The organism is Leeuwenhoekiella sp. LLG6367-2.1 (assembly GCF_045055775.1).
Taxonomy (GTDB): Bacteria; Bacteroidota; Bacteroidia; order Flavobacteriales; family Flavobacteriaceae; genus Leeuwenhoekiella; species Leeuwenhoekiella aequorea.
Map to the genome: position 1 here is coordinate 985,107 of NZ_CP159331.1, position 23,807 is coordinate 1,008,913.

Genomic DNA, 23,807 nt, shown 5'->3' on the forward strand with positions numbered 1-23,807 from the left:
CTTTTAACTATGTACAAATACCCTACGATATTATTTCTTTTAGCTCTTTCCATTTGGTCGTGCTCTCAAGAAGAAAAACCAATTGTTATTACACCTAATGATTATAATAATGCTGTAGATAAAGTAACAGAAGTTATAATTCACGATATTTTTTCTCCTCCTGTTGCAAGTCGTATTTATGCGTATTCTAATATAGCTGCCTACGAGGTTTTGGTTCAGAAAAACAAAGATTATAAATCACTGGCAGGAAAACTCACAGGTTTAAAACCAGCACCGCAAGCATCTGCCGATGCACCGGTTAACTATGATCTTGCTGCACTTATAGCCCAGATGGAAATAGCTAAGACTCTTATCTTTTCTGAAGACAAGATAACTGCGCTAAGAGATAGTTTATATACGTCTTGGGAAAAACAAAATCCTACCGAACTTTATGCATCAAAAGAATACGGATTAAAAGTTGCCGATCATATAAAGTCCTGGATGGATGGAGATATGTACAAACAAACCCGTACTATGCCTAAGTTTTCTGTAAATCCAGACAATCCATCTCGTTGGCAACCTACACCTCCTGCCTATATGGATGGTATAGAACCACACTGGATGAAAATAAGGCCTTTTGTTATTGACTCTGCTTCACAATTTAAACCACTACCTCCTCCTGAATTTTCTATGGAAAAAGATTCTGAGTTTTATAAACAGCTAATAGAAGTTTATGATGTGCGTAATGCTATGACTTCTGAAGGTGATGATTCTGAAAAGATGGCAATAGCGCAATTTTGGGATTGTAATCCATACGTATCTACTCATAAAGGTCACTTAATGTTTGCAACAAAAAAAATAACGCCTGGTGGTCATTGGATTGGTATTGTAAAAATTGCGACACAGAAAACAAATTCTAATTTAATGGAAACTGTGCACGCTTATACAAAAACCTCTATCGCTTTGTTTGATGGTTTTATAAGCTGCTGGGATGAGAAATACCGTAGTAATCTTATACGCCCAGAAACATTAATAAATCAATATATAGATGATAGCTGGGCACCGGTTTTACAAACGCCTCCATTTCCTGAATACAGTAGTGGTCATTCTGTAGTATCTGGTGCAGCTGCAGAGGTTCTTACCCAGATTTATGGAGATGATTTTAGCTTTGAAGATGATACCGAGGTTGCATATGGCTTACCCGTTCGCAATTTCACATCCTTTAGAACTGCATCAAGTGAAGCCGCAATGAGCAGACTTTATGGAGGTATTCATTACCGCGCCGCTATTGAAGAGGGACTTAAACAAGGCCGTCAAATAGGTAATTATATCGTTAAAAATCTAAATCTTAAAACAGATACTGCTCAAGCAGCTAATTAATTATGAGAAAATTACTTTTTGTAGTTATCACTTTGCTAATCGTTGCACTCTGCTGGTATCTCTTTATAAAACCCAGCGATTTTACAGTAAATTTTAAAGTCAAAACAACTCCCGGAACAGTTATACAAACCGTAAAAATCTGGGATTATGAACTCGAAGACAGTAAAATTATTGCACAGTATGGGCTCGACGGACTCGTCCAGCAGCGTACTTTTAATGATTCAGTAGTTAATTATACATATCGGTTTTATGAAATAAATGACTCCATTACAAAGGTAAGTGTGGGCATTAAAGATTTAAATAATAGTCTGTATAATAGAATTACATTGCCCTTTACGACTACAGATTTTAAAACAAAAAACGCGCAAGAGATAACCTCTTTTTTTGAACTACTAACTACCCATTTAAGTCAGATTAATGTTGAGGTGACCGGCATCGAGGATTCTCCAGCTACCTACTGCGCTTATATTTCTCTTAAAGGTCTTCAGCGGGAGAAAGCGATGGGTATGATGAAGAATTATGGGTATATAGGCGATATTCTTGCTGCTAATGATGTGACTTTTAACGGCTCTCCAATTGTAGAAATTACAGATTGGAATGTGGAAAATGATAGTATATCTTATAATTTTTGCTTTCCAATAATTCAGTCAGAAAATTTGCCGATTACTGATGAAATTAAATATAAAAAGTTATTCCCAAAAAAATCAATTCACGCTGTTTACAATGGAAATTATTTAACTTCAGATCGAGCGTGGTATGCAATACTTTCCTATGCACGTAAAAACAATCTGGATATAGAAAAGAAACCCATAGAGGTATTTTTTAACAACCCAAATATGGGTGGAAATGATTTAGATTGGAAAGCAGATATCTATTTACCAGTGGTAGAAAAATCTACTCCTTGAAAATGTTTTAGGTATTTAAATTGATCTAATTTAGAAAATCAAACGTAAGCTTAAGGCCTTGTATAACCATCGTAGTTCCTATAATGGCGATTATAAGACCCATAATTTTCCCGATAACCGAGATAACATTATCTCCTATTTTAGCTGCAATAAAATCGCTAAGACTAAACGTTATATAAGTTAGCAAACACATTAATCCGAAAATCAAAATCACTAAGCCTATGTTTACGTAGGAAGTGTTTGAGGTAAAGTTCATTGCTGTAACAATAGTGCCAGGACCAGCTAGTATAGGTATGGCAAGTGGAGATACTGCTATATTCTCATCAAAGTTAGTTTCCTTAAGATGTTTTACTCCAGATTTTCGAGACTGAAGCATATCAAAACCTACGAAGAAAATCAGCAATCCTCCAGTGATTTTAAATGCAGGAATTGTTATCCCAAAAATTTGGAAGATAAATTTTCCGAGTACTGTAAACACTGCAATTATTATGAATGCTACCAGAATACCTTTCTTGTTAACCCGTTGTTTTTCTTCTTTACTGGCACCTTCGGTCAAGGATAAGAAAATAGGAATGTTAGAAAGTGGATTCATTATAGCAAAAAAACCTGTAAACACCGATATACAATAGGTCAACGTTTCATCCATAATAAAGGAGTAATTATAATTAGTATTTAAATATACATTTATAAAATTTTACAATATAAAAATCCCTATAACCGAAACGGTTATAGGGATTTTAAGATAGTGATATTCAATTAAGCTTCAGTCATCTGACCTGCTACAACTCTTATTTCTTTTCCATTTAATAATAGTGTCAAATCTGAACCTTTATCTAAACTAAATGTATGTTTTCCTTTAGATACAGAAACCTTTAATATCTGACCTCTAAAATTAAGTTTGAAAGAAAAACCATCCCACGCACTTGGCATTTTGGGGTCAAAAGATAACATATCATTCTTAATACGCATACCTCCAAAACCTTCTACAACACTCATCCACGTACCGGCCATACTTGTAATATGTAAACCTTCGTGAACTTCTTTGTTGTAATCATCAAGGTCAAGACGAGATGTTCTCAAGTAAAACTCATAAGCTTGATCCATTTGGCCGAGCTTAGCGGCTTGTATGGCGTGAACACACGGACTTAAAGAAGATTCGTGTACGGTAAACGGCTCGTAAAAATCAAAATGCTTTTTTAATTCTTCTTCTGTAAAGTGATCTTCAAAGACATAGAAACCTTGTAATGTATCTGCTTGCTTAATATAGGGTGATCTAAGAATTCTATCCCAGCTCCATTTTTGATTAATAGGTCTTTCTGCTTTATCAAGATCTGCAACAGTTACTAATTCTTTATCTAAGAATCCGTCTTGCTGTAGGTAAATATCATTTTCTTCAGAAAAAGGTAAGTACATCTTTTCAGAAACTTCTAACCACGTGTTTAACTCTTCTGTAGAAACTGAAGTTTTATCTGCAATACGCTTATAATCTGAATTGTAATCTTTAGCCACTTTCTTTACCTGCTCACTGGCGTATTTTAAACACCATTTAGCCAGATAGTTTGTATAGAAGTTGTTATTTACGTTGTTCTCATATTCGTTAGGTCCTGTTACTCCTAAGATTACATATTGCTCTTTTTTATCAGACCAAGTTGCACGTTGTTTCCAGAATCGTGCCACTGCAATAATTACCTCTAACCCTTTCTCCGGAATATAACTGTAATCACCTGTGTAACGCACATAATTACTTATAGCAAAAATCATTGCCCCATTACGGTGAATTTCCTCAAAAGTAATCTCCCATTCATTATGGCATTCTTCGCCATTCATAGTAACCATAGGGTACAATGCAGCACCATCTTTAAAACCTAGTTTTTGAGCATTCTCAATTGCTTTGTCTAGATGCTGGTAGCGATAGGTAAGCAGATTACGTGCCACTTCCTGATCTTTTGTAGCCATATAAAATGGTAAACAATACGCTTCTGTATCCCAATAGGTAGATCCACCATACTTTTCTCCGGTAAATCCTTTGGGTCCAATATTAAGACGCGCATCTTTACCTAAGTACGTCTGATTTAACTGAAATATATTGAAACGAATACCTTGTTGTGCTTTTACATCCCCATCAATAACAATATCTGCCATAGACCAGATATCTGCCCAATCTTCTTTCTGCTTGTTTAGTAAATTCTTAAAACCCTTATTTAATGCTATATCCAAAACAGCATTAGCCGCGTTTTTCAAAGAATCTTTATCGTGATGTAATGAAGTTATGTACCCTGCATATTTTTGAATAGCAAAGGTCTCCCCTTCCCGAATATCTGTTTCATAAACGTGACCTATGTACGTTTCAGATTTATTTGTTTTTAAAGTAAGAGAAATTTCTTTGCCATCTACGGTAAATGTATTTGACATTGCAGTACATACGTGAAATAATGTTTTCATTGTATGCGCAGTTATAAATGCCTTATTTCCTTGCTCTTCTACACTTAGAGTATTCCAGAATTTATCATCCCAGTTTGTATCTTCATTTGTAATACCGCTATCTAAATATGGCTCGTAGCTTATACTAACATCTCTGTTTAATGGTGTTACTTCGTAATTAATAGCTCCCAGCTCGTCGTGTTCTAAGCTTAAAAATCGTTTAGATTCTACTTTCAGCTTAGTTCCATTTTGAAGTTCGGCTTCAAAGCTTCTACCTAACCAGCCTTCTTTCATATTAAGCTCTCTTCTAAAATCTTTTACAGATTTTACGGTATTAAGGTCAAGTGATTCACCATCAACTACAACCTTAATTCCTATCCAGCTTGGCGCATTAAGTACTTTAGCAAAATACTCAGGGTAGCCGTTTTTCCACCAGCCTACACGTGTTTTATCTGGATAGTATACACCTCCTATATAGCTTCCCTGAAACGTTTTTCCGCTATAATCTTCTTCAAAATTTGCGCGTTGTCCCATTGCGCCATTACCTATACTAAATAAGCTTTCTGAAGATTTTACATGCTCTTTTTCAAATCCTTCTTCTAAAATTGCCCACGGTGCGGGTATGATATAATCTTGATTCATTTATTTAAGCGTTGATTAGTTGATCTAAAAAGTTTGTACTGATTTCTGTGAAATCTTTAAATATATAATCGGCTTCATGTAGCACACTTGCATCACCAATTCCTACACTTACCATGTCTACACTATTAGCAGCCTGCACACCAGCGATAGAATCTTCAAAAACTATTATGTTTTTATAGTCGATTTCTAATTCTTCTGCTCCCATAGTAAATACCTCGGGATCTGGCTTTGCTTTTTCTACGTGGTTACCATCTACGATAAAGTCAAACATATCAAAAAGTCCAACACGTTTTAAGATAGGCTGCGCATTTTTGCTCGCAGATCCCAGAGCCATAGGTATCTCTTTTTCCTTTAAATAGTTAAGCACGTCTAAAACTCCTGGCAAAATATCTTCTTTGGTCATTTTTTCAATATAACCCAGATATTCTGCGTTTTTAGATATTAGCCACCCATCTTTTTCTTCTTGAGTTGCTTTTCTCTTTCCTATTTCTAATAATATTTCTAATGAACGAACACGGCTTACACCTTTAAATCGCTCATTTTGTTCTTCTGTAAATTCAAAACCCAAATCATTGGCTAGGGTTTTCCAGGCAAGATAATGGAAGCCTGCTGTATCTACGATCACTCCATCAAGATCGAATATAAATCCTTTTTTTTGCATTTTGTGCTATCGGTTTAATTTTCGGGTTGATTCTCTTTCTACCAGACTGGTATCTATATATGCGGTATCATACGGTGCAGTCTCGCTATCTTCACGTTCTAATTTTTCAATTAAAATAGAAGCTGCTTTACGTCCCATCTCCTCTCCATGCTGACTTACAGCTGTTAGGCTAGGTATCATATTTTCTGACAATTGACCGTCTGTAAAACAAACTATAGAAACGTCCTCAGGAATCTTTTTCCCTAACTTAGTAAGTACACGAGTTGCGTGTACTGCAAAAAATTCGTTAACAGTAAAAATCCCATCTAAGTCATTTTTAGTTACAAACTCTTCAATACGTTTTTTTGATTCTTCAGTTAGATCATCTATATTATCTAACTTTAATATAAGATTATCGTTTGCTGCAATTCCATAATCATCAAGCGCGTCTAGATAACCTTCAGTACGTAAACGGCCTACACTTATGTAATCTTCAGAAGTGATTATTCCAATTTTACGACATCCGGTGCGTATCATATGACTAACCCCTTTTTTTGCTCCAGCTTTGTCATCAATAAGTACACGATCACAAGAAATACCCTCAACAACGCGGTCAAACATAACTACCGGCATACCTTGCTCAATTACTTCATTTAAGTGATGATAATCTTCTTTAAGCATCGTTTCTTTAGAAATCGAAAGTATAAAACCATCTGTACTTCCATTTGCTAAAAGCTCCATATTTTCTACTTCTTTATCAAAACCATTGTTTGATAAACAAATAATCACATTGTAATTACGGTCACGGGCTTCCTGCTCTATTCCACTAATAACAGTCGTAAAGAAATGATGTACAATCTGTGGTATAATTACTCCTATTGTATTTGTTCTTCTATTCTTTAAGCTAAGTGCAATATTATTAGGCTTGTAGTTATATAATTTTGCGTATGCTTTTATCTTCTCACGTGTTTCTTCACTTATCTCGGGACTATCTCGTAAGGCTTTTGAAACCGTAGAAATAGACACCCCTAGTTCTTTTGCTATTAGTTTGAGAGTCAGTTTTCTTTTCATATCTTAAATCCTAATATAATTTATATTCGATTTTACCTAGTATCAATACTTAATTCTAAAATTTTTACAAAACTAACGAACTAAATCGATTAAGTTAAACTTATATTTATTAATTTCCCATCGTTATAAATTTGTTATGATTAATCTAAAACGTCTAACATTGAAAGAGATAGCCATTTTATCCGTATTATTCATAACACTTATTTCGTGTAAGGAAAATAACAAGTCAATTACACAGCCTAAAGATACTACAGAGATGACATACAACGAAAATTTTCGCCCACAATATCATTATTCTCCCGAAGCACATTGGATGAATGATCCTAACGGACTCGTTTACCATAATGGAACGTATCATTTGTACTTTCAGTATCACCCAGAGTCTTCAATTTGGGGTCCTATGCATTGGGGGCACGCAACAAGTAAAAATTTAAAAGATTGGGAAAATGAACCTGTAGCATTGGCTCCAGATTCTCTAGGCTATATATTTTCAGGCAGTGCTGTAGTAGATTCTTTAAATACATCCGGATTAGGCACTATAGAAAATCCGCCATTAGTAGCCATGTTCACCTACCACGATCCCAAAGGAGCCGAAGCTAAAACCACAGATTATCAATATCAAGGTATTGCTTATAGTCTTGATAATGGCAAAACATTTACCAAGTATAAAAATAATCCTGTTGTTCCCAATACCGATAAATTGGTAGATTTTAGAGACCCTAAAGTCTTCTGGGATACGAGTACTCAAAAATGGATTTTAATATTAGTTGCCGGGGATTATGCGATGTTTTATAATTCAGATAATTTAATAGACTGGACGTATTTAAGCGAATTTGGTAGAGATCGTGGGGCTCACGGAGGCGTATGGGAATGTCCAGATTTATTTCCGCTAACGATTGCTGAAACGGGAGAAACAAAATGGATCCTGTTTATAAGTATAAATCCAGGCGCTCCCAATGGTGGATCTGGTACACAATATTTTGTAGGTGATTTTGACGGAAAAATATTTACATCAGATCAACAAGATGAAAAGTGGATCGATTTAGGTCGTGATAATTATGCAGGAATCACTTATAACAATTTACCGCAGGAAGAGCGCATATTTATAGGATGGATGAGTAATTGGGAATATGGGCAAGAAACTCCTACTGAAGCTTGGCGAAGTGCAATGACCCTGCCTCGTAAACTTGAATTACATAAAACAACTGATTACTTTTTATCAAACAACCCCCTACCCGAATTAACAGCGGGTCTACATACTAGTTCTCCAGAAATTAAAAAAGAATCTGACGTTACAAAGTTTACAGATCCAAACTTAAATCAATCAAAGATATCTTTCAAACTGCCTAAACCGCTATCCAATTTTGAATTAAAGCTTAGTAACACCAAAGGCGAATTTCTTACTATCAATTATGATGCAACTACAAAAGAATATAGTTTAGACCGCAGTAAAAGTGGGCAGGTTTCTTTTTCAGATAAATTTGCTTCTCCATTAATGAAAGCTCCGGCAATTTTTAAAGATAATACGGTTAGTGATTTTGCCATATATTTAGATTCCTCATCAATAGAATTTTTTGCAGATGGTGGCTCTAATGCACTCACAGCCCAGTTTTTCCCTAATGAACCTTACACAAATTTCAGCTTAGCTACAGAGGATGAAATTACGGAGTTAAATATTACGCACATACCTTCTATCTGGTAATTAACGGTAACATTCTAATCCATGAAAGCAGTCCAAAAATGGTCGATCACAGTTGCTCTTGCCGGTTTTCTCTTTGGCTTTGATACCGTTGTAATTTCTGGCGCAAATTTACCTGTACGGGAATTATGGAATTTATCTCCGTTGTTTCACGGTCTTTTTATTATGTCTATGGCATTGTGGGGAACAGTTTTGGGTTCTCTCACAGGAGGTATTCCTTGTGATCGTTTCGGAAGGAAAAAGACATTATTTTGGATTGGTATACTTTATTTAATATCGGCAATGGGTTCTGCGCTCTCCCATGATCCTTATCTATTTTCGTTCTTTAGGTTTATTGGCGGTGTAGGCGTAGGTGCCTCTTCTGTAGCTGCTCCCACCTATATTTCTGAAATTTCTACTGCATCAAACAGAGGCAAACTTGTTGCTTTATACCAGTTTAATATCGTCTTTGGTATTTTAATCGCATTCTTTTCAAATTACCTGCTAGAAGGTTTTCAAGGTTCAAATGACTGGAGATGGATGTTGGGAGTTGAAAGTATCCCTGCCATTTTATATATTTTGCTGGTGCTGGGCGTTCCTGAAAGTCCGCGATGGCTTTTACATAAACATAAAGCAGAGAAAGAAGCATTTACCATTCTAAATCGGGTTTATCCCAGTGCCGAAGCCCAACAAAAAATTGATCATATAAAGAACGAACTAGCTAAAACTTCAGATGAAGTTAAGCTGTTTACAAAGCGATTTAAAAAACCATTAATTCTCGCATTTCTAATTGCATTTTTTAACCAGGTATCTGGTATCAATTTTATACTGTACTATGCTCCAGAAATTTTGGTTAAAGCGGGGTTAGCGACCGAAGATTCACTTTTCAGCTCTATTTCAATAGGGGTTATAAATCTCTTATTTACATTTGTAGGTTTAGGTCTAATCGATAAATTAGGCAGACGCACACTTATGTTTATAGGATCGTTAGGCTATATCATAAGTCTTGCCAGTGTGGCGTGGTGCTTTTATACGAGTGCAGATTCAACACTTTTACTAGCATTTATTCTAATGTTTATTGCCTCTCACGCTATAGGACAAGGTGCTGTTATTTGGGTTTTTATTTCTGAAATTTTCCCGAATAAAGTACGCGCTTACGGTCAATCGTGGGGTACTGGAACACACTGGGTTTTTGCGGCTTTAATCACGTTACTAACACCCGTATTTTTAGATGGAGAGGATGGGATTTTTAAAGACAATCCCTGGCCTATTTTTGCGTTTTTTGCAGGCATGATGGTTCTGCAATTGCTATTTACAAAATTTATGATGCCGGAAACTAAAGGCATCTCACTCGAAGAATTAGAAGATAAATTATTAAACTAGAATGAAACAATCACTTACCGCAATAAGCTTTGGCGAAATTTTATGGGATGTATTTCCAGATGGAAAATCACTGGGAGGCGCTCCACTTAATTTATGTTTGAGAATGAAAAGTTTAGGTGCTTCTATGCGTATGATAAGCCGCCTTGGGACAGATGGTCTCGCCGAAGAAACACGCGCCGCAATTGATGAATTTAACCTCAACCAAGACCTTATTCAAGAAGATGACGAATTAGAAACTGGCAAGGTTCTGGTTTCCCTCAATGAGCAAGGAAGCGCTTCTTATAAAATTAAAAGTCCGGTTGCATGGGATAATATTAAACTTACACAGGCAAATCAAGAGGCTGTTGCGCATGCAGACTTGTTTATTTTTGGCTCACTCGCTGCTCGCAATAGCACTACACGTACTACACTAAAAGAATTGCTTCCGCAGACAAAATTTGCAATTTTTGATGTAAATCTTAGAGCACCACATTATAAACTAGAGCACCTGGTTCAGTTTATGAAACAAGCGCAAATGATCAAAATGAATGATGAAGAACTCATTGAAATTGCTGCTCATTTAGAGATAGAAAGCAAAGTGATGGAGGACCAGCTTGAGATAATAAGCAAGCTTACTAATACTAATATTATTTGCATTACGTGCGGCGATGCAGGAGCAGTTTTATATAAAGACGGTAGTTTACACACTCACGCTGGTTATAGTACTACAGTTGTAGATACTGTAGGTGCGGGGGATTCCTTTCTAGCTGGTTTAATCTGCCAATTATTTTTAGAAAAGAGTTCGCCAGACGATGCTTTAGCTTTTGCCTGCGCATTAGGTGCACTTGTAGCCGGTCAAAAAGGAGCAAATTCAAAAATTACTCCAGAAATTATCGCAGAGAAAATGGCAGAATAATTATTCTGCCATTTTTTCACATAATTCAATAGTTTCTAGAACGTGTGCTAAAGTAGTTCTTGGGTTTATTAAACACATTCTTAAAACCGTTTGTTTGTTTAAGATTGTGGTTACCAGCATAGCTTCTCTGGATGAAACAACTTTTTCAGAAATTCTTGAATTTAATTTATCGAGTTCCTGCTCAGAAAGATTTTGATCTATCGGGTTGTATCTAAAATTTATAATCGCTAAAGTCGCGGGAGAAACAACTTCCCACTTTGGCGATTTACGTAGTATACGCTCTACTTCTTCGCACAGATCAAAATTGTATTGTACCGCTTCTCGAAACGCTTTTAACCCAAACGTTTTTACACTCATATAAAATTTAAGTGCTCTAAAACGTCTGGTTAATTGTATGCCGTGATCGTAGAAATTAATTTCAGAACTATTGCCTTCTATATCTTTTAAGTATTCTGGCTTTTCTGTAAATGTCCCACTCAACCATTTGTGATTACGCACGAGTAAACAACCCATTTCATAGGGCTGATAAAACCATTTATGGGGATCTACTGTTAGCGAGTCTGCTTTTTCAATACCTCTTAAAAGTTGCTTTCCGTTCTTTGCTAAAATTGCTGCTCCACCATAAGCACCATCCACGTGAAACCATAAATTTTCACTTTTTGCAATTGCCCCAAGGTCTTGAAGTTGATCTACAGTACCTGTATTTGTTGTACCAGCAGAAGCCAATAAACAAAAAGGTACAAGACCTGCTAGTCTATCTTTATTAATTGCATTTTTAAGCTTGTTTAAGCTAAACTTAAATTCTCCATCAGTAGGAATGATGCGTATTTGATCTTTTCTGAAACCTATTACGCGAATGGCTTTTATATTTGAAGAATGTGCCTGATCTGATAAATAAATAACTGCTTTAGAAAAATCATCTCCACACTTAATATTACGAGCCGTAACTAAAGCGGTTAAATTTGCCATAGAACCACCGCTGGTAAAAATACCTCCTCCTTTTTTCTGCGGAAATCCATACAGATTTAGCAACCAGTTAACGGTTAAAATCTCTAGCTCTGCCGCCGCAGGAGAGGCAACCCATCCTCCTGAAAAAACATTAAATCCCGTAGCCAGGGTATCTGCAATTGCACTTACATAATTACTAGGTCCCGGTACAAAAGAAAAGAATTTAGGATGGCTTAATAGGTTTGTATATGGCATTACTTTTTCCATCACGGTCTCCAGAACACTATCTACCGCTGTGGCGTGTTCAGGAATATCTTCTTCTAGGAGAGAATCCATTTCTTTACGACTTGCAAGCGATACCGGCTTTTTATCTTCTTGATTGAGGTGATGAGCAATGATCGAGTCAATAACTTTATAACCATAATCACGCATTTCTGCTTCTGTCAACTCTAATCGTGCCTCGGGCTTTGCTTTCATACTTTAATTTTTGGCAAAACTAGTTGTTTCTATTCCCACTAGAAAGTATCCCTTCAAAGAACCTGATAATTCTATTGCTTCTCGTTAATTTCAGTCAAAATAGGGTTGCTAAAAACACTTTAAAATAAGGTCAAGGCAACTTGTATTGCTCCATATTCCTGCTCTGGATTCCACATAGCAGTTGCTGAAGCCGGAATTATATAACTATTAAAAACATTAATCTCTTTAGCATAAATAACACCCAAATTTGTAAAATTAGGCTTGTCACCATAAAAGTGGGCTTCACTGGCAAAGGAAAAAGCACCTCCTGCATACAAACTCAACGACCAATCTTTCTTTTCTAAAACCGTATAACTGGCTTCTACATAATTTGAAAATGCATTGCGCAGTTGACCAGCACTATTTACATAAGTATCTCTACCTTGAACCAATGTACTCCAGGATAATTTTAGAGGAAGTTGGTCAAATTCATATCCAACGGTGACGTCTATAAAATGAGAAGTTGTACTTCGGTCATAATCAAATATTTTAGCATTCGGAAAATCACTTGAATTATTAATATCCCATACAGAAACCGAAAAACCATTTACCGTGTAGGAAACATAATAGTCAAACTCTGAGTAGTACCCATTAAATCCGGCTCCACCCCAAAGACCTGCTTTAAACCGGCCATCTCTAGAAGTATAATTGATATCTGCGGCGGTCATAGGAGCATCAGTTACTCGTAGTCCCTTCCACAAATGCATATTTTTTAATTGTAAATTAAAATCAAAAGGTTTGTAATCATTTGCCGTAGAATCTACAATTTCCAGTTCAGATGCACGTACGTCCTCCTGCGCTTCAAGCGATTGAAATGTACAAATACATAACAACGCGACTATCGATTTAATGATTTTCATAATAAAGTTCTATGTGTTTACCCTAATATTAAAAACAGCAATGCCGCTATAACTGCACCAATAATTGGCCCCAAAACGGGTATCCAGGAATAACTCCAATTGCTATGCGTTTTTCCCTTTATAGGCAGCAATGCGTGTACAATACGCGGACCTAAATCACGCGCCGGGTTTATGGCATATCCTGTTGTTCCTCCCAGTGATAAACCGATTCCCCATACTACAAAGGCAACAGGAATAGCTCCTATAGAACCTAATCCTACTTTAGTTCCTGAGCCGTCGCTAATTTCAGCTTCTGAAAAATAGAATACACAGAAAACCAAAACGAAGGTCCCAATGATTTCACTCATCATATTCCTAAATGTATTCGGAATTGCCGGCGCTGTACAAAAAACCGCTCTCTTAACCGTAGGATCTTCAGTAGCGTCAAAGTGATCTTTATACATAACGTAAACCAAAGAAGAACCTATCATTGCGCCTATAAATTCTGCAGCAATATAAGTGGGTACATCTGCCCAAGGGAACAAGCCTCCTACTGCTAATCCTAATGTAACTGCCGGATTTAAATGTGCTCCACTATAAGGGCCGGCTACTACTACACCCACAAATACAGCCAATCCCCAAGCTGTGGTAATTCCCATCCAACCGCTACCCTTACCGATTGTTTTATTAAGTATATCGTTTGCGACAATACCTCCGCCCAATAGTATTAATAAGGCTGTTCCTATAATTTCTGCTATAAATGGTGTCATATCGCGCTATTAAAGTGTAGTCCAGTATTCTAGAGCTTTAATCGCTTTATACCATCCTTGGATTCCATCTTCTACTTTTGATTTATCATCCACGGGTTCAAAACGCTTGTCTTCTTCCCACATTTCCTGAATCTGTTCTTTACTGTCCCAGAAGCCTACTGCAAGTCCCGCCAGATAAGCTGCACCTAATGCTGTAGTTTCAATAATTTTAGGTCTGATTGTTACAGAATCTAAAACATCTGCCTGAAACTGCATAAGCGTATCATTTACAGACGCGCCTCCATCTACTCGCAATTCTTTTATTTCAATATCAGAATCTGCGTGCATCGCTTTTAAAATATCCATTGTTTGGTAAGCGATAGATTCTATTGCTGCTCGAGCAATATGGGCATCAGTCGTTCCTCTGGTAACTCCGAATATAGTTCCTTTACCTTTTTGATTCCAATAAGGTGCTCCCATACCAGCAAAAGCAGGAATAAAATAAACTCCTTCTGTGGAATCTACTGAGGCAGCTAATTGTTCAACATCCTTAGATTTTTTAATAATTCCCAGACCGTCGCGCAACCATTGAACTACTGCTCCACCTATAAAAATACTTCCTTCGAGAGCATATTCGGTTTTGCCATCTATACGCCACGCTACAGTAGTTAACAGATTATTTTTTGAAATAATAGGTTTATCTCCTATGTTCATTAGCATAAAACATCCTGTACCATAAGTACTTTTAACCATACCTTTCTTTGTACACATTTGTCCAAAAAGTGCTGCCATTTGGTCCCCTGCAATACCTGCTATCGGTATTTTAGAAGCGAAAACAGTAGTTTTTGTATGGCCATAAATCTCACTAGAATCTTTTACTTCGGGCAACATACTTTTTGGTATTCCGAATAAATCCAAAAGCTCATCATCCCATTCCATGGTATTGATGTTAAATAAGAGTGTTCGGCTTGCGTTAGTCACATCAGTAACGTGCAATTCTCCTTTTGTAAATTTCCAGATAAGCCAGGTATCAATAGTTCCTAAAACCAAATCTCCTGCCTCTGCTCGTTCCCGAACGCCCTCAACATTATCAAGAATCCATTTTACTTTTGTACCTGAGAAGTAAGAATCGATTACGAGTCCTGTTTTTTCCTGAATCATCTCAGATTTACCGCTCTCTTTAAGTTCGTCACAATAATCTGCAGTTCTTTTATCCTGCCATACAATCGCATTGTAAACCGGCTCACCGGTTTTACGATCCCATACGACAACCGTTTCCCGTTGATTAGTAATACCTATTCCTGCAATATTTTTTCCGTTTAAACCTTTAGACACAGTAGCCTCTGCTGCTACACCTGCTTGAGTAGACCATATTTCCTGAGGGTCGTGTTCTACCCAACCCGGTTTTGGAAAATGCTGGTTGAACTCTTTTTGAGCTATTGAAACAATTTTCCCTTTCTTATCGAAAACGATTGCGCGTGAACTTGTAGTTCCCTGATCTAGTGATAATATATACTGCTCCATACTACTGTGGTTTTATTGATTATCATCCCCTCACAAAAAAGCTAGGGGAATTGGTTGTTAGTTATTATGCTGAAACCGGACTTGCATCAATGCAATACTGGCTTGCTAATTTTTTAAACTGTTGGATTTGATTCTGCTTCCAGACCTCGTCTTTATTCAACTCTTTCGCTAAAAGGTCAGCTACTTCTTCAGTCATACTTAAAGCTGCGTCTGCATCTAAAAATAAAGCCCTCACTCTTCTGGCTAACACATCTTCTACTGTTCTCGCCATTTCATTACGTGCAGCAAATACTACTTCTGCTTTTGTAAAAGGCAAGCGCGGATGTAATTTTTGACCTAACTCTGGATTGCTTGCGGTAAGTGCAGCTAATGCCTCCTGGTCTGTACCATAAATATATAAATGACTACTTCTGTCTTCGGTAGGTTTTGCTCCGTGAATTGCAAGGTCTTTAGTTTGACAGGTTTTCTTAGGAAGCTTTTTTAAACTAATTGCTTTATTAATTGTATCCTGAGCCATACGGCGATAAGTGGTCCATTTTCCACCTGTAATAGTTAAAAGACCAGATTCTGACACAATAATTTTATGACTTCGTGATATTTCTTTTGTTTTTTCTGAATCATCTTTGGGTGCAGCAAGTGGACGTAAACCTGCAAAAATGCTACGTACATCAGAGCGTTTTACCGGCTTATCGAGATAATTATTGAATGTTTTAAGAATAAATTCTATCTCTTGTTCTTGTGCCTGTGGCTCTAAGCTATGATCATCAAGATTTGTATCTGTCGTACCTACCAGTACTTTATCGTGCCAGGGCACAGCAAACAGAACTCTCCCATCATCTGTCTTAGGAATCATAATCGCATCGTCACCCGGCAAGAAAGATTTATCAAAAACTAAATGCACACCTTGACTAGGTACAATTGATTTGCGGGCATCTTTTTTCTGCATTTTTAAAATTTCATCAGAGAAAACCCCGGTTGCATTAATTACGAGATCACTTGCAAATGAATACTCTCTAGAGGTTTCAGTATCCTGAGCATTTACTCCGGTTATCTTACCCGTAGGATCTTGAATGAGATCTGTAACCTTAAAATGATTTAATAAAGTTGCTCCATTTTCAATAGCAGTTTGAGCCAGATTAATTGCCAATCGCGAGTCGTCAAATTGACCGTCTTTATAAACAACACCCCCGTACAGCCCTTTTTTACGTAGTGTAGATAATCGCTCTACTGTTTTAGTTTTATTGATATGTGTAGATTTCCCCAAGCTTAATTTTCCTGCTAGAAAATCATATGCTTTCAAACCTATTGTGTAATAAATTCCTTCCCACCATCTGTAGTTAGGAATGACAAAACTTTGATTTTTTACGAGATGCGGCGCATTCTTTTCCAGAAGTCCGCGCTCGTGAAGTGCTTCACGCACAAGATCAATATTTCCCTGGGCTAAATACCGTACGCCACCGTGAACTAATTTTGTACTTCTGCTTGACGTACCTTTAGCATAATCAACTTGCTCTAACAATAAAGTTTTATAACCTCGAGTAACACTATCAACTGCAACTCCTAGTCCTGTTGCACCTCCACCTATTATAATTACATCCCATTTTGAAGTATTGGGTAATGAATTTACTAGGTGTTCGCGGTTAAAAATATTCTCCTCCATAACGTGTTACTATAATTAGTTCTCTCAAATATATAGATATTGAAATAAAACGAATGTGAATGAAAGTTAAAGTTTCGTTTAAATTGACTTAAAATTAATAAAACGAAATAAAACGAAAGCGAAACGAAGTTGTACTTTACAAACGATCTATTATATTTGCTAGAATCTTGCTAAATATTGTGTATACTAGTATTATGGAGCGACACCAATTAATTTTAGATCATTTAAAAACCGAAAAACATATAAAAGTTGCAGCATTATGCGAACTTCTCGACGTATCTGCGGTAACAATTCGAAAAGATTTGAAACTTTTAGAAGATAAAGGGCTTTTATACAGAACACATGGCGGTGCCTCATTAGAAAACCCCTATATGAATGAGCGAGATGTATCTGAAAAAGCAACTATTTCTGCTACCGAAAAATCTATGATTGCAGAGGCTGCTGCCTCCCGTATTCAAGAAAATGACTCGATTATAATTGCAAGCGGTACAACCGTACAGCAACTCGGTAGCGCAATAAAACCAAAGGGAAAACTTAATGTAATTACCTCATCTTTGCTTGTAGCGATTGAGCTTATAAAACACAAAGACATAGACATTATACAACTAGGAGGAAATATAAGACACCGCTCTGCCTCTGTTACCGGTCATTATGCAGAGCATATCTTAAATCATATTTCATCTAACCAATTTTTTATGGGTGTTGATGGCATTGATTTAGATTATGGTTGCACGACCACAAATATTGAAGAAGCTATTCTCAATCAGAAAATGATGCAGGCTGCCCAAAAAACTATTATTTTGGCAGATTCTTCAAAATTTGGAAAACGCAGTTTAGCTAAGATTTGTAATCTTGATGATATAAGCGAGATTATAACCGATAAAGATCTTTCTTCTGCGCTTGCAGATCGCATTCAAGAAATGGGAATCAAGCTTACTTTAGTTTAAAGCACCCACGATTAGTTTACCGTGATATGCATTAGCCGCTAAGTGGCTATGCAGTTTTGTAAGGTTATGCTCCGTAATTTTCCCAGCGGGCATAATTTCTATTTTAGAACCAGCGATTTTAATCATTTGTGCTAATATGGAAATCCCATCTTCTGCAGTTTCGCTACCTCCAGAAGTTAGTACCGTATCAATTAATGAAAGCCTAAGCAAAGATTTAAGTGCAACCACCGGATCTTCACATGCATCGATAGCTTTGTGAATTACAATTTTTAATGGTTGTGCATATTCTGAAAGCTCTTTTATAGCTTCCATATTTAATGTCTTATCTTCATTTAAAACACCAAAAACTACTCCTTCAACTTGAGCTGTTTTGCAACTAGCTATACTCGCTTTCATTTGCTCTATTTCCGCATCATTATATATAAAATCACCACTTCGTGGTCTAATCATAACACGAACAGGAATTTGTACCTGAGCCATTACTTCATTAATAATTGAAGAAGACGGGGTTAATCCACCACATTCTAAGTTGACACAAAGTTCCAATCGATTAGCTCCTTTTAATGCTGCAGTTATTGCTTCAGCTTTAGACGTAATGCAAGCTTCTTTAATATAGGATACGTGCATAAACTAGTTCTTAGCTTTGGGATCTTTTAGTGTTTCAGAAGTAATTTTGCCTTGTAACTTTCCGTTTTTAAAAAGTCCTGCACGTATGGTAGTTCCCGGCTTCAGCTCTAAAGGCTTACTATATAATTTTGATTTAGAGGTAGGTGCACTTCCATCTGTAGTGAAGAAAAGTATCCCATCCCATTGCTTATGCAGGTTTACCCTATAATTTTTATGTTTCTCATCATACTTTGCATTAATTTCGATGTCAAAAATTGTTTTGGCATACGGCAAACCCATAGCTTCATAACGTTTAAACTGACCGGGAAGACGATTTTTAAAACTGCTCCAATTTTTATGTTCTTTCCCACTCCATACCACTTCAGACAAAGCACTTACCCGCGGAAGCAACATATACCATCTACTAGCATTTGTAGGCAAATATTCGGTCCAGAGATTAGCTTGAGCGCCTAAAATATATTCACGCTCTCTAGCGTTTAAAACCGCCGGCGTAGGGTCATAAGAATACACCTTTTCTAAAGGAAGATAACCTCCTATACTCAAAGGCTCTTGCTCTACATCTCCTTGTGCGTGATCAAAATAAAGATGAGAATTAGGACTCATAACCACCTGATGTCCACTTTTTGCAGCGGCAATACCGCCTTCTTCTCCGCGCCAGGACATCACAGCAGCATTAGGAGCGAGACCACCTTCTAAAATTTCATCCCAGCCTATAATTTGCCTTCCTTTATCATTTAGATACGACTCAATACGTTTAATGAAATAACTCTGCAGCTCGTGTTCATCTTTTAATCCTAGCGAATCCATTTTTGCCTGTACTCTTCTCGAATTTTTCCATTGATCTTTTGGAGCTTCATCTCCTCCTATATGAATATATTCTGATGGAAAAATATCGATTACCTCAGATAGTACATCCTCAAGAAAATTAAACGTGCTTTCTTCTACATTAAATATATCTGGAAATACTCCCCAGGTAGTAACCGGTTTTACAGCTCTATTGGTATTTCCTAATTCTGGATAAGCAGCAATTGCAGCGGTTGCGTGACCCGGCATTTCGATTTCTGGAACAACTGTAATAAATAAACCTCTCGCATATTCTACGATCTCTCTGGCTTCTTCTTGAGTATAAAAACCTCCGTATCGCTTTCCGTCATATTTGTTAGATCCATAACGTCCTAATAAAGTAGAATCTCGAAAAGCACCAACTTCTGTAAGACGCGGATATTTTTTAATTTCTAATCTCCATCCCTGGTCTTCTGTAAGATGCCAATGAAAGGTATTGAGTTTATGCAAAGCCATATTATCAAGGTACTTCTTTATAAACGACACAGAACTCACGTGCCTCCCCGTGTCTAAATGAAGTCCGCGCCACTTGTATTTAGGAACATCCTTAATATGAACTCCAGGAATCTTCCATTCAAAACCTCTTAGAATTTGATCGTGTTCAAATTCTACCGGCAACAGTTGTCGTATCGTTTGAATAGCATAAAATAAACCTGCAGGCTCTTTTGCAGTAATATTTACTTGATATCTTGCTACGTCGAGTTCATATCCTTCATTTCCTAATTGCGCTAATGAATCTAAGCGGAAAACCACGACTCCAGTCATATATTGATTAAATTCTGAAAGTGGCTTTATAGGAACTTTCATCCCACTTACGGTTCTGATACGAGACTGAAAATAATCTGCCACATCAACAGCGCGGTAATTTGAGGTGTCTACATAAAACTGGGTTCTTTCATTCAACTCAAAATCTCCATATTGAAATTCGTATTCTGAAGGACGCGGAATAAGAGGTATTTCATATTTCTGTGCACTTGTTTCGCAGAAAACAAAGAAGGTGGCAAGAAGTAAACTGAGTTTAAAAAATTGTCCTGTATGCATAGTATTTTTATTAGTGAACTTCAAAAATGAAGAAACTGTAAACCAATAAGTGATATAGCCTACCAGCTATTCACTTAATAAAAATTATTCTTACAAATATGAGAATATGTGTTCTATTTTAAAAGATTGATCACTGTAAAAAGAGAACGATTAAGCATTTAAAAAAATATCTAAGCAAATACTTATCGAGCAATTTAAATACATAATAACGCGTATTCAGCTCTTAATCAATTATTCAATCATTTAAGAATGGTTAATTCTACATAGTAAATAGTTAACATAATAGCATAAGTTATTTTGCTATTTTTGGCTCAAACTTTTCATTGTATGCATTATAGAAAACACATATTAGTTATAGCAATTTGCTTTCTTGTTGCCCTACCAAGCTCGGCACAAGATCAGGTATCTGCACAGATTATTAAGGAGCGTGACTCCCTATTACTTAATCTTAATAAGCAATTAGAGGACAATGCAATAAAATTAAAATCACTTCAAGGTGAATTTTCAGACCTTAACCCTAACCGTACCAGCCAGCGTCTAGGGAGTTTAGATAGTATTATTTCTAAACAAGAAAATAGAATTACCCTTCTTGAAAACTCTAGAAAAATTCAGCTTAAGCTCAACGGTCAACTTGCTTTTACCGAGTTGATGAGTATTCACAGAGATATCAAACCCAGCAACTTACTCTTATCATCTCAAGAATTTTTCAGTAAAATAGCAGCGATAAACAATCCTACAAATTATTCGGCCTACCAAAGTTGGTTTAAAGAATATCAAGACTGGTATGAGCGTAAAAAAGGAAAAGACAACTGGTTAGATCTAATAAATAATAGTCTCACTGTACTTAACAAACCGGCGAGTAATGTACCGTTATATGGTTCTCTTTATCAAACATTTTCTACCGGAATCACCTCTGCAATAGAAATAGTAGGTGGTGCAAGTAGAGATTTAAGAGATAAAACACCAGCGATGCTTAATGTATTAAATACAGCCAGCCAGTTTAGCCAACAACAAAGCATTATTGATAATGAATGGAGAAGTATAAATGATGAGTTGAATAAACTTGAGAATGAATACAACCGACTTTTAGAAGAGCAGGCAACGTATTACGGGCTAAATATGGCTATGGTAAAGCAGTATCAAAATGCTACACTAGACAGCGAGCGTGAGACTTTAAAAAATAATTTTAGAAGAGCCATAAATACAAAAATTGGGGCTATGGAAAAAGAGCACAATAAAGAGTGGCTCACCGAAGTAGAGCGTTTTATGGTAAAAACACAATCGCTGCGTCAGCGATTTGGGATGCTTACCTTACGAATGAAAAGCAATATTGCGAAGTACAACGAACTTATAGTACAATTTTCTAAAAATGAATTGCTTGCAGAAGAATTTCGTTCAAAAATTAAAGAATTACAAAGCAGTATAGACCAAGTAAATGCTAACTTTAATGCAGTCTTTAATCCTTCAAAATATATAGAAGATTCTGCTGTAATGTACATTACCCAATAAAAGATATGTTTAACTAAATCCTGTTTGTTATGAGTATGCTGAAAAAAGAAGATATTAAACAAGATGTATTTGATTTATACGACGCATATGCACATAACAAATTAGAGCGCAGACAATTTGTTGAAAAGCTTTCTATGTTTGCAGTAGGTAGTGTTACAGTTCCTGCTTTATTGAGTTTTCTAATGCCAGATTATGAGAGCACTTTGCTCATAGATAAAAATGATCCTAATCTGGATTCAGAATTTATCACTTATGATTCGCCTAAAGGCGGAGGAGCTATCAAAGCATTACTCTCCAAACCGAAAGATGCAACTCAAAAACTTGGAGGTATTGTTGTCGTTCATGAAAATCGCGGACTCAATCCTTATATTGAAGATACAGCCCGCAGAGCAGCTCTAGATGGTTTTATTACTATTGCACCCGATGCATTGAGTCCGTTAGGAGGTTATCCTGGTAACGATGATGCGGGTCGTGAACTGCAACGTAAGCGTGATAGCGGTGAGATGCTTCAGGATTTTATTGCTGCCTATGAATATTTAAAAAATCATGAAGATTGCAATGGAAATGTAGGCGTGGTAGGATTTTGTTTTGGTGGTTCAATTTCAAATATGATGGCGGTAAACGTTCCTGATCTAGCGGCAGCAGTTCCGTTTTACGGAGGGCAACCTACTGAAGAAATCGACAACATCAACGCGCCATTATTACTACACTACGCCGGTTTAGATGAGCGTATTAATGGTGGCTGGCCAGAATATGAAGCTAAGCTTAAAGAATTTAATAAGGAATATGGCGTATTTTTTTATCCAGATGTTAATCACGGTTTTCACAATACAACAACTCCACGCTATGATAAGGAAGCTGCAGAACTTGCATGGAGCAGAACGATTGCTTTCTTTAAAGAGCATTTAAGCTAACCAACCCATAAGCATCAGTATAAAAAGACCAGCAAACTAGCGTTTGCTGGTCTTTTTTTTTTTGCAATCTCCCGCCACTCAATAACCAGCACTACACATCTACAATTCCGTTTATCAACCCACAGTATTTCCATACAAACTTCAATTTTATAGTAAAAAACTAAATCGTATAAAAGTGCTTACCGAATGTTTTTTTGCATTCACTGAAAATCTCCTGCCACCCGTTGAATGCCTGTTTTTTATACACATGTATTGTTCATCTTTACTATCAAATAAGAAACTTTAAAAAAAATAATATGAAAAGTAACAACATCAAAAAAGCCGTATTAGTCATCTTATGCTGCATAGGTTCTGTAACATTATCTAACGCACAAGATCAAAAAAGAGAACGCAAAGAGCCACCTACATATGCTCAGCTTTTAAAAGACTTAGATAAAAACGAAGATGGTAAACTTTCTAAAGCAGAATTAAAAGGACCATTAAAAGAAGATTTTGATAAAATAGACACCGATAAAGACGGTTTTATTTCTGAAAAAGAATTTAAAAAAGCGCCTAAGCCTAAAGATAAAGGCCAGAGAGATCGCAAATAAATATTAAGAATTGTTTGATTAGTTTGATTTGATTAGAAATAAGCTTCGTAAGTAATTATGAAGCTTATTTTATTTGATAACCAATCATTCCACACAAATATTTCAA

The 23,807-nt window shown here is 36.5% G+C and carries 20 protein-coding genes; 9 read left to right on the plus strand and 11 right to left on the minus strand.

All coding sequences use genetic code 11. The features are described from left to right. Positions 1–9 precede the first annotated feature (9 nt). Together ABVM53_RS04510 and ABVM53_RS04515 are read left to right on the plus strand one after the other, a co-directional pair. The gene (locus ABVM53_RS04510) at positions 10–1,359 is read left to right on the plus strand and encodes a vanadium-dependent haloperoxidase (RefSeq protein ID WP_405329922.1); all 1,350 of its coding nucleotides are present in this window, start codon (positions 10–12) and stop codon (positions 1,357–1,359) included. 2 nt (positions 1,360–1,361) lie between these two features. Continuing rightward, positions 1,362–2,264, plus strand: coding sequence for a GyrI-like domain-containing protein (locus tag ABVM53_RS04515; RefSeq protein ID WP_405329925.1), 903 nt, complete (start codon positions 1,362–1,364; stop codon positions 2,262–2,264). Between the two features lie 25 nt (positions 2,265–2,289). Here ABVM53_RS04515 and ABVM53_RS04520 read toward each other — a convergent pair whose 3' ends face one another. From ABVM53_RS04520 to ABVM53_RS04535, 4 genes are all read right to left on the minus strand, one after another. After that, complete coding sequence (locus ABVM53_RS04520; protein ID WP_128758236.1) at positions 2,290–2,910, minus strand: MarC family protein; 621 nt, start codon at positions 2,908–2,910, stop codon at positions 2,290–2,292. Positions 2,911–3,020: 110 nt separating this feature from the next. Next, positions 3,021–5,327 carry a glycoside hydrolase family 65 protein gene (locus tag ABVM53_RS04525; RefSeq protein ID WP_405329929.1) on the minus strand — a complete coding sequence of 769 codons (2,307 nt, stop codon included), beginning with the start codon at positions 5,325–5,327 and terminating at the stop codon, positions 3,021–3,023. 4 nt (positions 5,328–5,331) lie between these two features. After that, the gene (pgmB, locus tag ABVM53_RS04530; RefSeq protein ID WP_405329932.1) at positions 5,332–5,988 is read right to left on the minus strand and encodes a beta-phosphoglucomutase; all 657 of its coding nucleotides are present in this window, start codon (positions 5,986–5,988) and stop codon (positions 5,332–5,334) included. 6 nt (positions 5,989–5,994) lie between these two features. Next, on the minus strand, positions 5,995–7,038 hold the full coding sequence (locus ABVM53_RS04535) for a LacI family DNA-binding transcriptional regulator (RefSeq protein ID WP_405329935.1): 1,044 nt from the start codon (positions 7,036–7,038) through the stop codon (positions 5,995–5,997). A 136-nt stretch (positions 7,039–7,174) separates the two neighbouring features. Between ABVM53_RS04535 and ABVM53_RS04540 the strand changes: the two genes are divergently transcribed. Genes ABVM53_RS04540 through ABVM53_RS04550 form a run of 3 tightly spaced genes read left to right on the plus strand, consistent with a single transcriptional unit; the run spans position 7,175 to position 10,994 of the window. Beyond that, positions 7,175–8,740 carry a glycoside hydrolase family 32 protein gene (locus ABVM53_RS04540; RefSeq protein WP_405329937.1) on the plus strand — a complete coding sequence of 522 codons (1,566 nt, stop codon included), beginning with the start codon at positions 7,175–7,177 and terminating at the stop codon, positions 8,738–8,740. 21 nt (positions 8,741–8,761) lie between these two features. Further along, the gene (locus ABVM53_RS04545; protein ID WP_371457580.1) at positions 8,762–10,099 is read left to right on the plus strand and encodes a sugar porter family MFS transporter; all 1,338 of its coding nucleotides are present in this window, start codon (positions 8,762–8,764) and stop codon (positions 10,097–10,099) included. A gap of 1 nt (position 10,100) precedes the next feature. Continuing rightward, the gene (locus ABVM53_RS04550) at positions 10,101–10,994 is read left to right on the plus strand and encodes a carbohydrate kinase (RefSeq protein ID WP_371457581.1); all 894 of its coding nucleotides are present in this window, start codon (positions 10,101–10,103) and stop codon (positions 10,992–10,994) included. Here the strand turns inward: ABVM53_RS04550 and ABVM53_RS04555 are convergent, their stop codons facing one another. The 5 genes from ABVM53_RS04555 to ABVM53_RS04575 all read right to left on the minus strand — a co-directional run bounded on the left by ABVM53_RS04555 (position 10,995) and on the right by ABVM53_RS04575 (position 17,230). Beyond that, complete coding sequence (locus ABVM53_RS04555; RefSeq protein ID WP_405329942.1) at positions 10,995–12,419, minus strand: pyridoxal phosphate-dependent decarboxylase family protein; 1,425 nt, start codon at positions 12,417–12,419, stop codon at positions 10,995–10,997. A 119-nt stretch (positions 12,420–12,538) separates the two neighbouring features. After that, a complete protein-coding gene (locus tag ABVM53_RS04560; protein WP_405329945.1) occupies positions 12,539–13,318 on the minus strand; it encodes a hypothetical protein in 780 nt (259 codons plus the stop codon). Positions 13,319–13,335: 17 nt separating this feature from the next. After that, positions 13,336–14,067 (minus strand): MIP/aquaporin family protein, encoded by a 732-nt coding sequence (locus ABVM53_RS04565; RefSeq protein ID WP_128758227.1) that lies wholly within the window; start codon positions 14,065–14,067, stop codon positions 13,336–13,338. A 9-nt stretch (positions 14,068–14,076) separates the two neighbouring features. Further along, complete coding sequence (glpK, locus tag ABVM53_RS04570; RefSeq protein ID WP_405329948.1) at positions 14,077–15,570, minus strand: glycerol kinase GlpK; 1,494 nt, start codon at positions 15,568–15,570, stop codon at positions 14,077–14,079. Between the two features lie 64 nt (positions 15,571–15,634). Further along, positions 15,635–17,230: an FAD-dependent oxidoreductase gene (locus ABVM53_RS04575; RefSeq protein WP_405329951.1), complete on the minus strand. Its 1,596-nt coding sequence runs from the start codon at positions 17,228–17,230 to the stop codon at positions 15,635–15,637. A 194-nt stretch (positions 17,231–17,424) separates the two neighbouring features. On the opposite strand from ABVM53_RS04575, the gene ABVM53_RS04580 reads away from it, so the two are divergent. Then, positions 17,425–18,177, plus strand: coding sequence for a DeoR/GlpR family DNA-binding transcription regulator (locus ABVM53_RS04580; RefSeq protein ID WP_128758224.1), 753 nt, complete (start codon positions 17,425–17,427; stop codon positions 18,175–18,177). Here ABVM53_RS04580 and ABVM53_RS04585 read toward each other — a convergent pair. Beyond that, positions 18,169–18,804, minus strand: a complete 636-nt coding sequence (locus ABVM53_RS04585) for a copper homeostasis protein CutC (RefSeq protein WP_405329954.1) — start codon at positions 18,802–18,804, stop codon at positions 18,169–18,171. The two genes, ABVM53_RS04580 and ABVM53_RS04585, sit on opposite strands and share 9 nt — an antisense overlap. Positions 18,805–18,807: 3 nt before the next feature. After that, positions 18,808–20,688, minus strand: coding sequence for a beta-N-acetylhexosaminidase (locus tag ABVM53_RS04590; protein WP_405329957.1), 1,881 nt, complete (start codon positions 20,686–20,688; stop codon positions 18,808–18,810). 327 nt (positions 20,689–21,015) lie between these two features. On the opposite strand from ABVM53_RS04590, the gene ABVM53_RS04595 reads away from it, so the two are divergent. From ABVM53_RS04595 to ABVM53_RS04605, 3 genes are all read left to right on the plus strand, one after another. After that, positions 21,016–22,197 carry a hypothetical protein gene (locus ABVM53_RS04595; RefSeq protein ID WP_371457589.1) on the plus strand — a complete coding sequence of 394 codons (1,182 nt, stop codon included), beginning with the start codon at positions 21,016–21,018 and terminating at the stop codon, positions 22,195–22,197. A gap of 29 nt (positions 22,198–22,226) precedes the next feature. After that, positions 22,227–23,111 carry a dienelactone hydrolase family protein gene (locus ABVM53_RS04600; RefSeq protein ID WP_405329962.1) on the plus strand — a complete coding sequence of 295 codons (885 nt, stop codon included), beginning with the start codon at positions 22,227–22,229 and terminating at the stop codon, positions 23,109–23,111. Positions 23,112–23,407: 296 nt separating this feature from the next. Then, entirely contained in the window at positions 23,408–23,701 is a 294-nt protein-coding gene (locus ABVM53_RS04605; protein WP_128758220.1) for an EF-hand domain-containing protein, read from the plus strand. The last annotated feature ends 106 nt before the right edge of the window (positions 23,702–23,807 follow it).

Bases quoted from the DNA above. Each gene is read 5' to 3' on its own strand.
- ABVM53_RS04535 (WP_405329935.1), bottom strand. From the start codon at position 7,038: ATGAAAAGAAAACTGACTCTCAAACTAATAGCAAAAGAACTAGGGGTG.
- ABVM53_RS04555 (WP_405329942.1), bottom strand. From the start codon at position 12,419: ATGAAAGCAAAGCCCGAGGCACGATTAGAGTTGACAGAAGCAGAAATG.
- ABVM53_RS04580 (WP_128758224.1), top strand. From the start codon at position 17,425: ATGGAGCGACACCAATTAATTTTAGATCATTTAAAAACCGAAAAACAT.
- ABVM53_RS04525 (WP_405329929.1), bottom strand. From the start codon at position 5,327: ATGAATCAAGATTATATCATACCCGCACCGTGGGCAATTTTAGAAGAA.
- pgmB (WP_405329932.1), bottom strand. From the start codon at position 5,988: ATGCAAAAAAAAGGATTTATATTCGATCTTGATGGAGTGATCGTAGAT.
- ABVM53_RS04560 (WP_405329945.1), bottom strand. From the start codon at position 13,318: ATGAAAATCATTAAATCGATAGTCGCGTTGTTATGTATTTGTACATTT.
- ABVM53_RS04600 (WP_405329962.1), top strand. From the start codon at position 22,227: ATGAGTATGCTGAAAAAAGAAGATATTAAACAAGATGTATTTGATTTA.
- ABVM53_RS04590 (WP_405329957.1), bottom strand. From the start codon at position 20,688: ATGCATACAGGACAATTTTTTAAACTCAGTTTACTTCTTGCCACCTTC.
- ABVM53_RS04595 (WP_371457589.1), top strand. From the start codon at position 21,016: ATGCATTATAGAAAACACATATTAGTTATAGCAATTTGCTTTCTTGTT.
- ABVM53_RS04550 (WP_371457581.1), top strand. From the start codon at position 10,101: ATGAAACAATCACTTACCGCAATAAGCTTTGGCGAAATTTTATGGGAT.
- ABVM53_RS04540 (WP_405329937.1), top strand. From the start codon at position 7,175: ATGATTAATCTAAAACGTCTAACATTGAAAGAGATAGCCATTTTATCC.
- ABVM53_RS04575 (WP_405329951.1), bottom strand. From the start codon at position 17,230: ATGGAGGAGAATATTTTTAACCGCGAACACCTAGTAAATTCATTACCC.
- glpK (WP_405329948.1), bottom strand. From the start codon at position 15,570: ATGGAGCAGTATATATTATCACTAGATCAGGGAACTACAAGTTCACGC.
- ABVM53_RS04520 (WP_128758236.1), bottom strand. From the start codon at position 2,910: ATGGATGAAACGTTGACCTATTGTATATCGGTGTTTACAGGTTTTTTT.
- ABVM53_RS04545 (WP_371457580.1), top strand. From the start codon at position 8,762: ATGAAAGCAGTCCAAAAATGGTCGATCACAGTTGCTCTTGCCGGTTTT.
- ABVM53_RS04510 (WP_405329922.1), top strand. From the start codon at position 10: ATGTACAAATACCCTACGATATTATTTCTTTTAGCTCTTTCCATTTGG.
- ABVM53_RS04585 (WP_405329954.1), bottom strand. From the start codon at position 18,804: ATGCACGTATCCTATATTAAAGAAGCTTGCATTACGTCTAAAGCTGAA.
- ABVM53_RS04605 (WP_128758220.1), top strand. From the start codon at position 23,408: ATGAAAAGTAACAACATCAAAAAAGCCGTATTAGTCATCTTATGCTGC.
- ABVM53_RS04515 (WP_405329925.1), top strand. From the start codon at position 1,362: ATGAGAAAATTACTTTTTGTAGTTATCACTTTGCTAATCGTTGCACTC.
- ABVM53_RS04565 (WP_128758227.1), bottom strand. From the start codon at position 14,067: ATGACACCATTTATAGCAGAAATTATAGGAACAGCCTTATTAATACTA.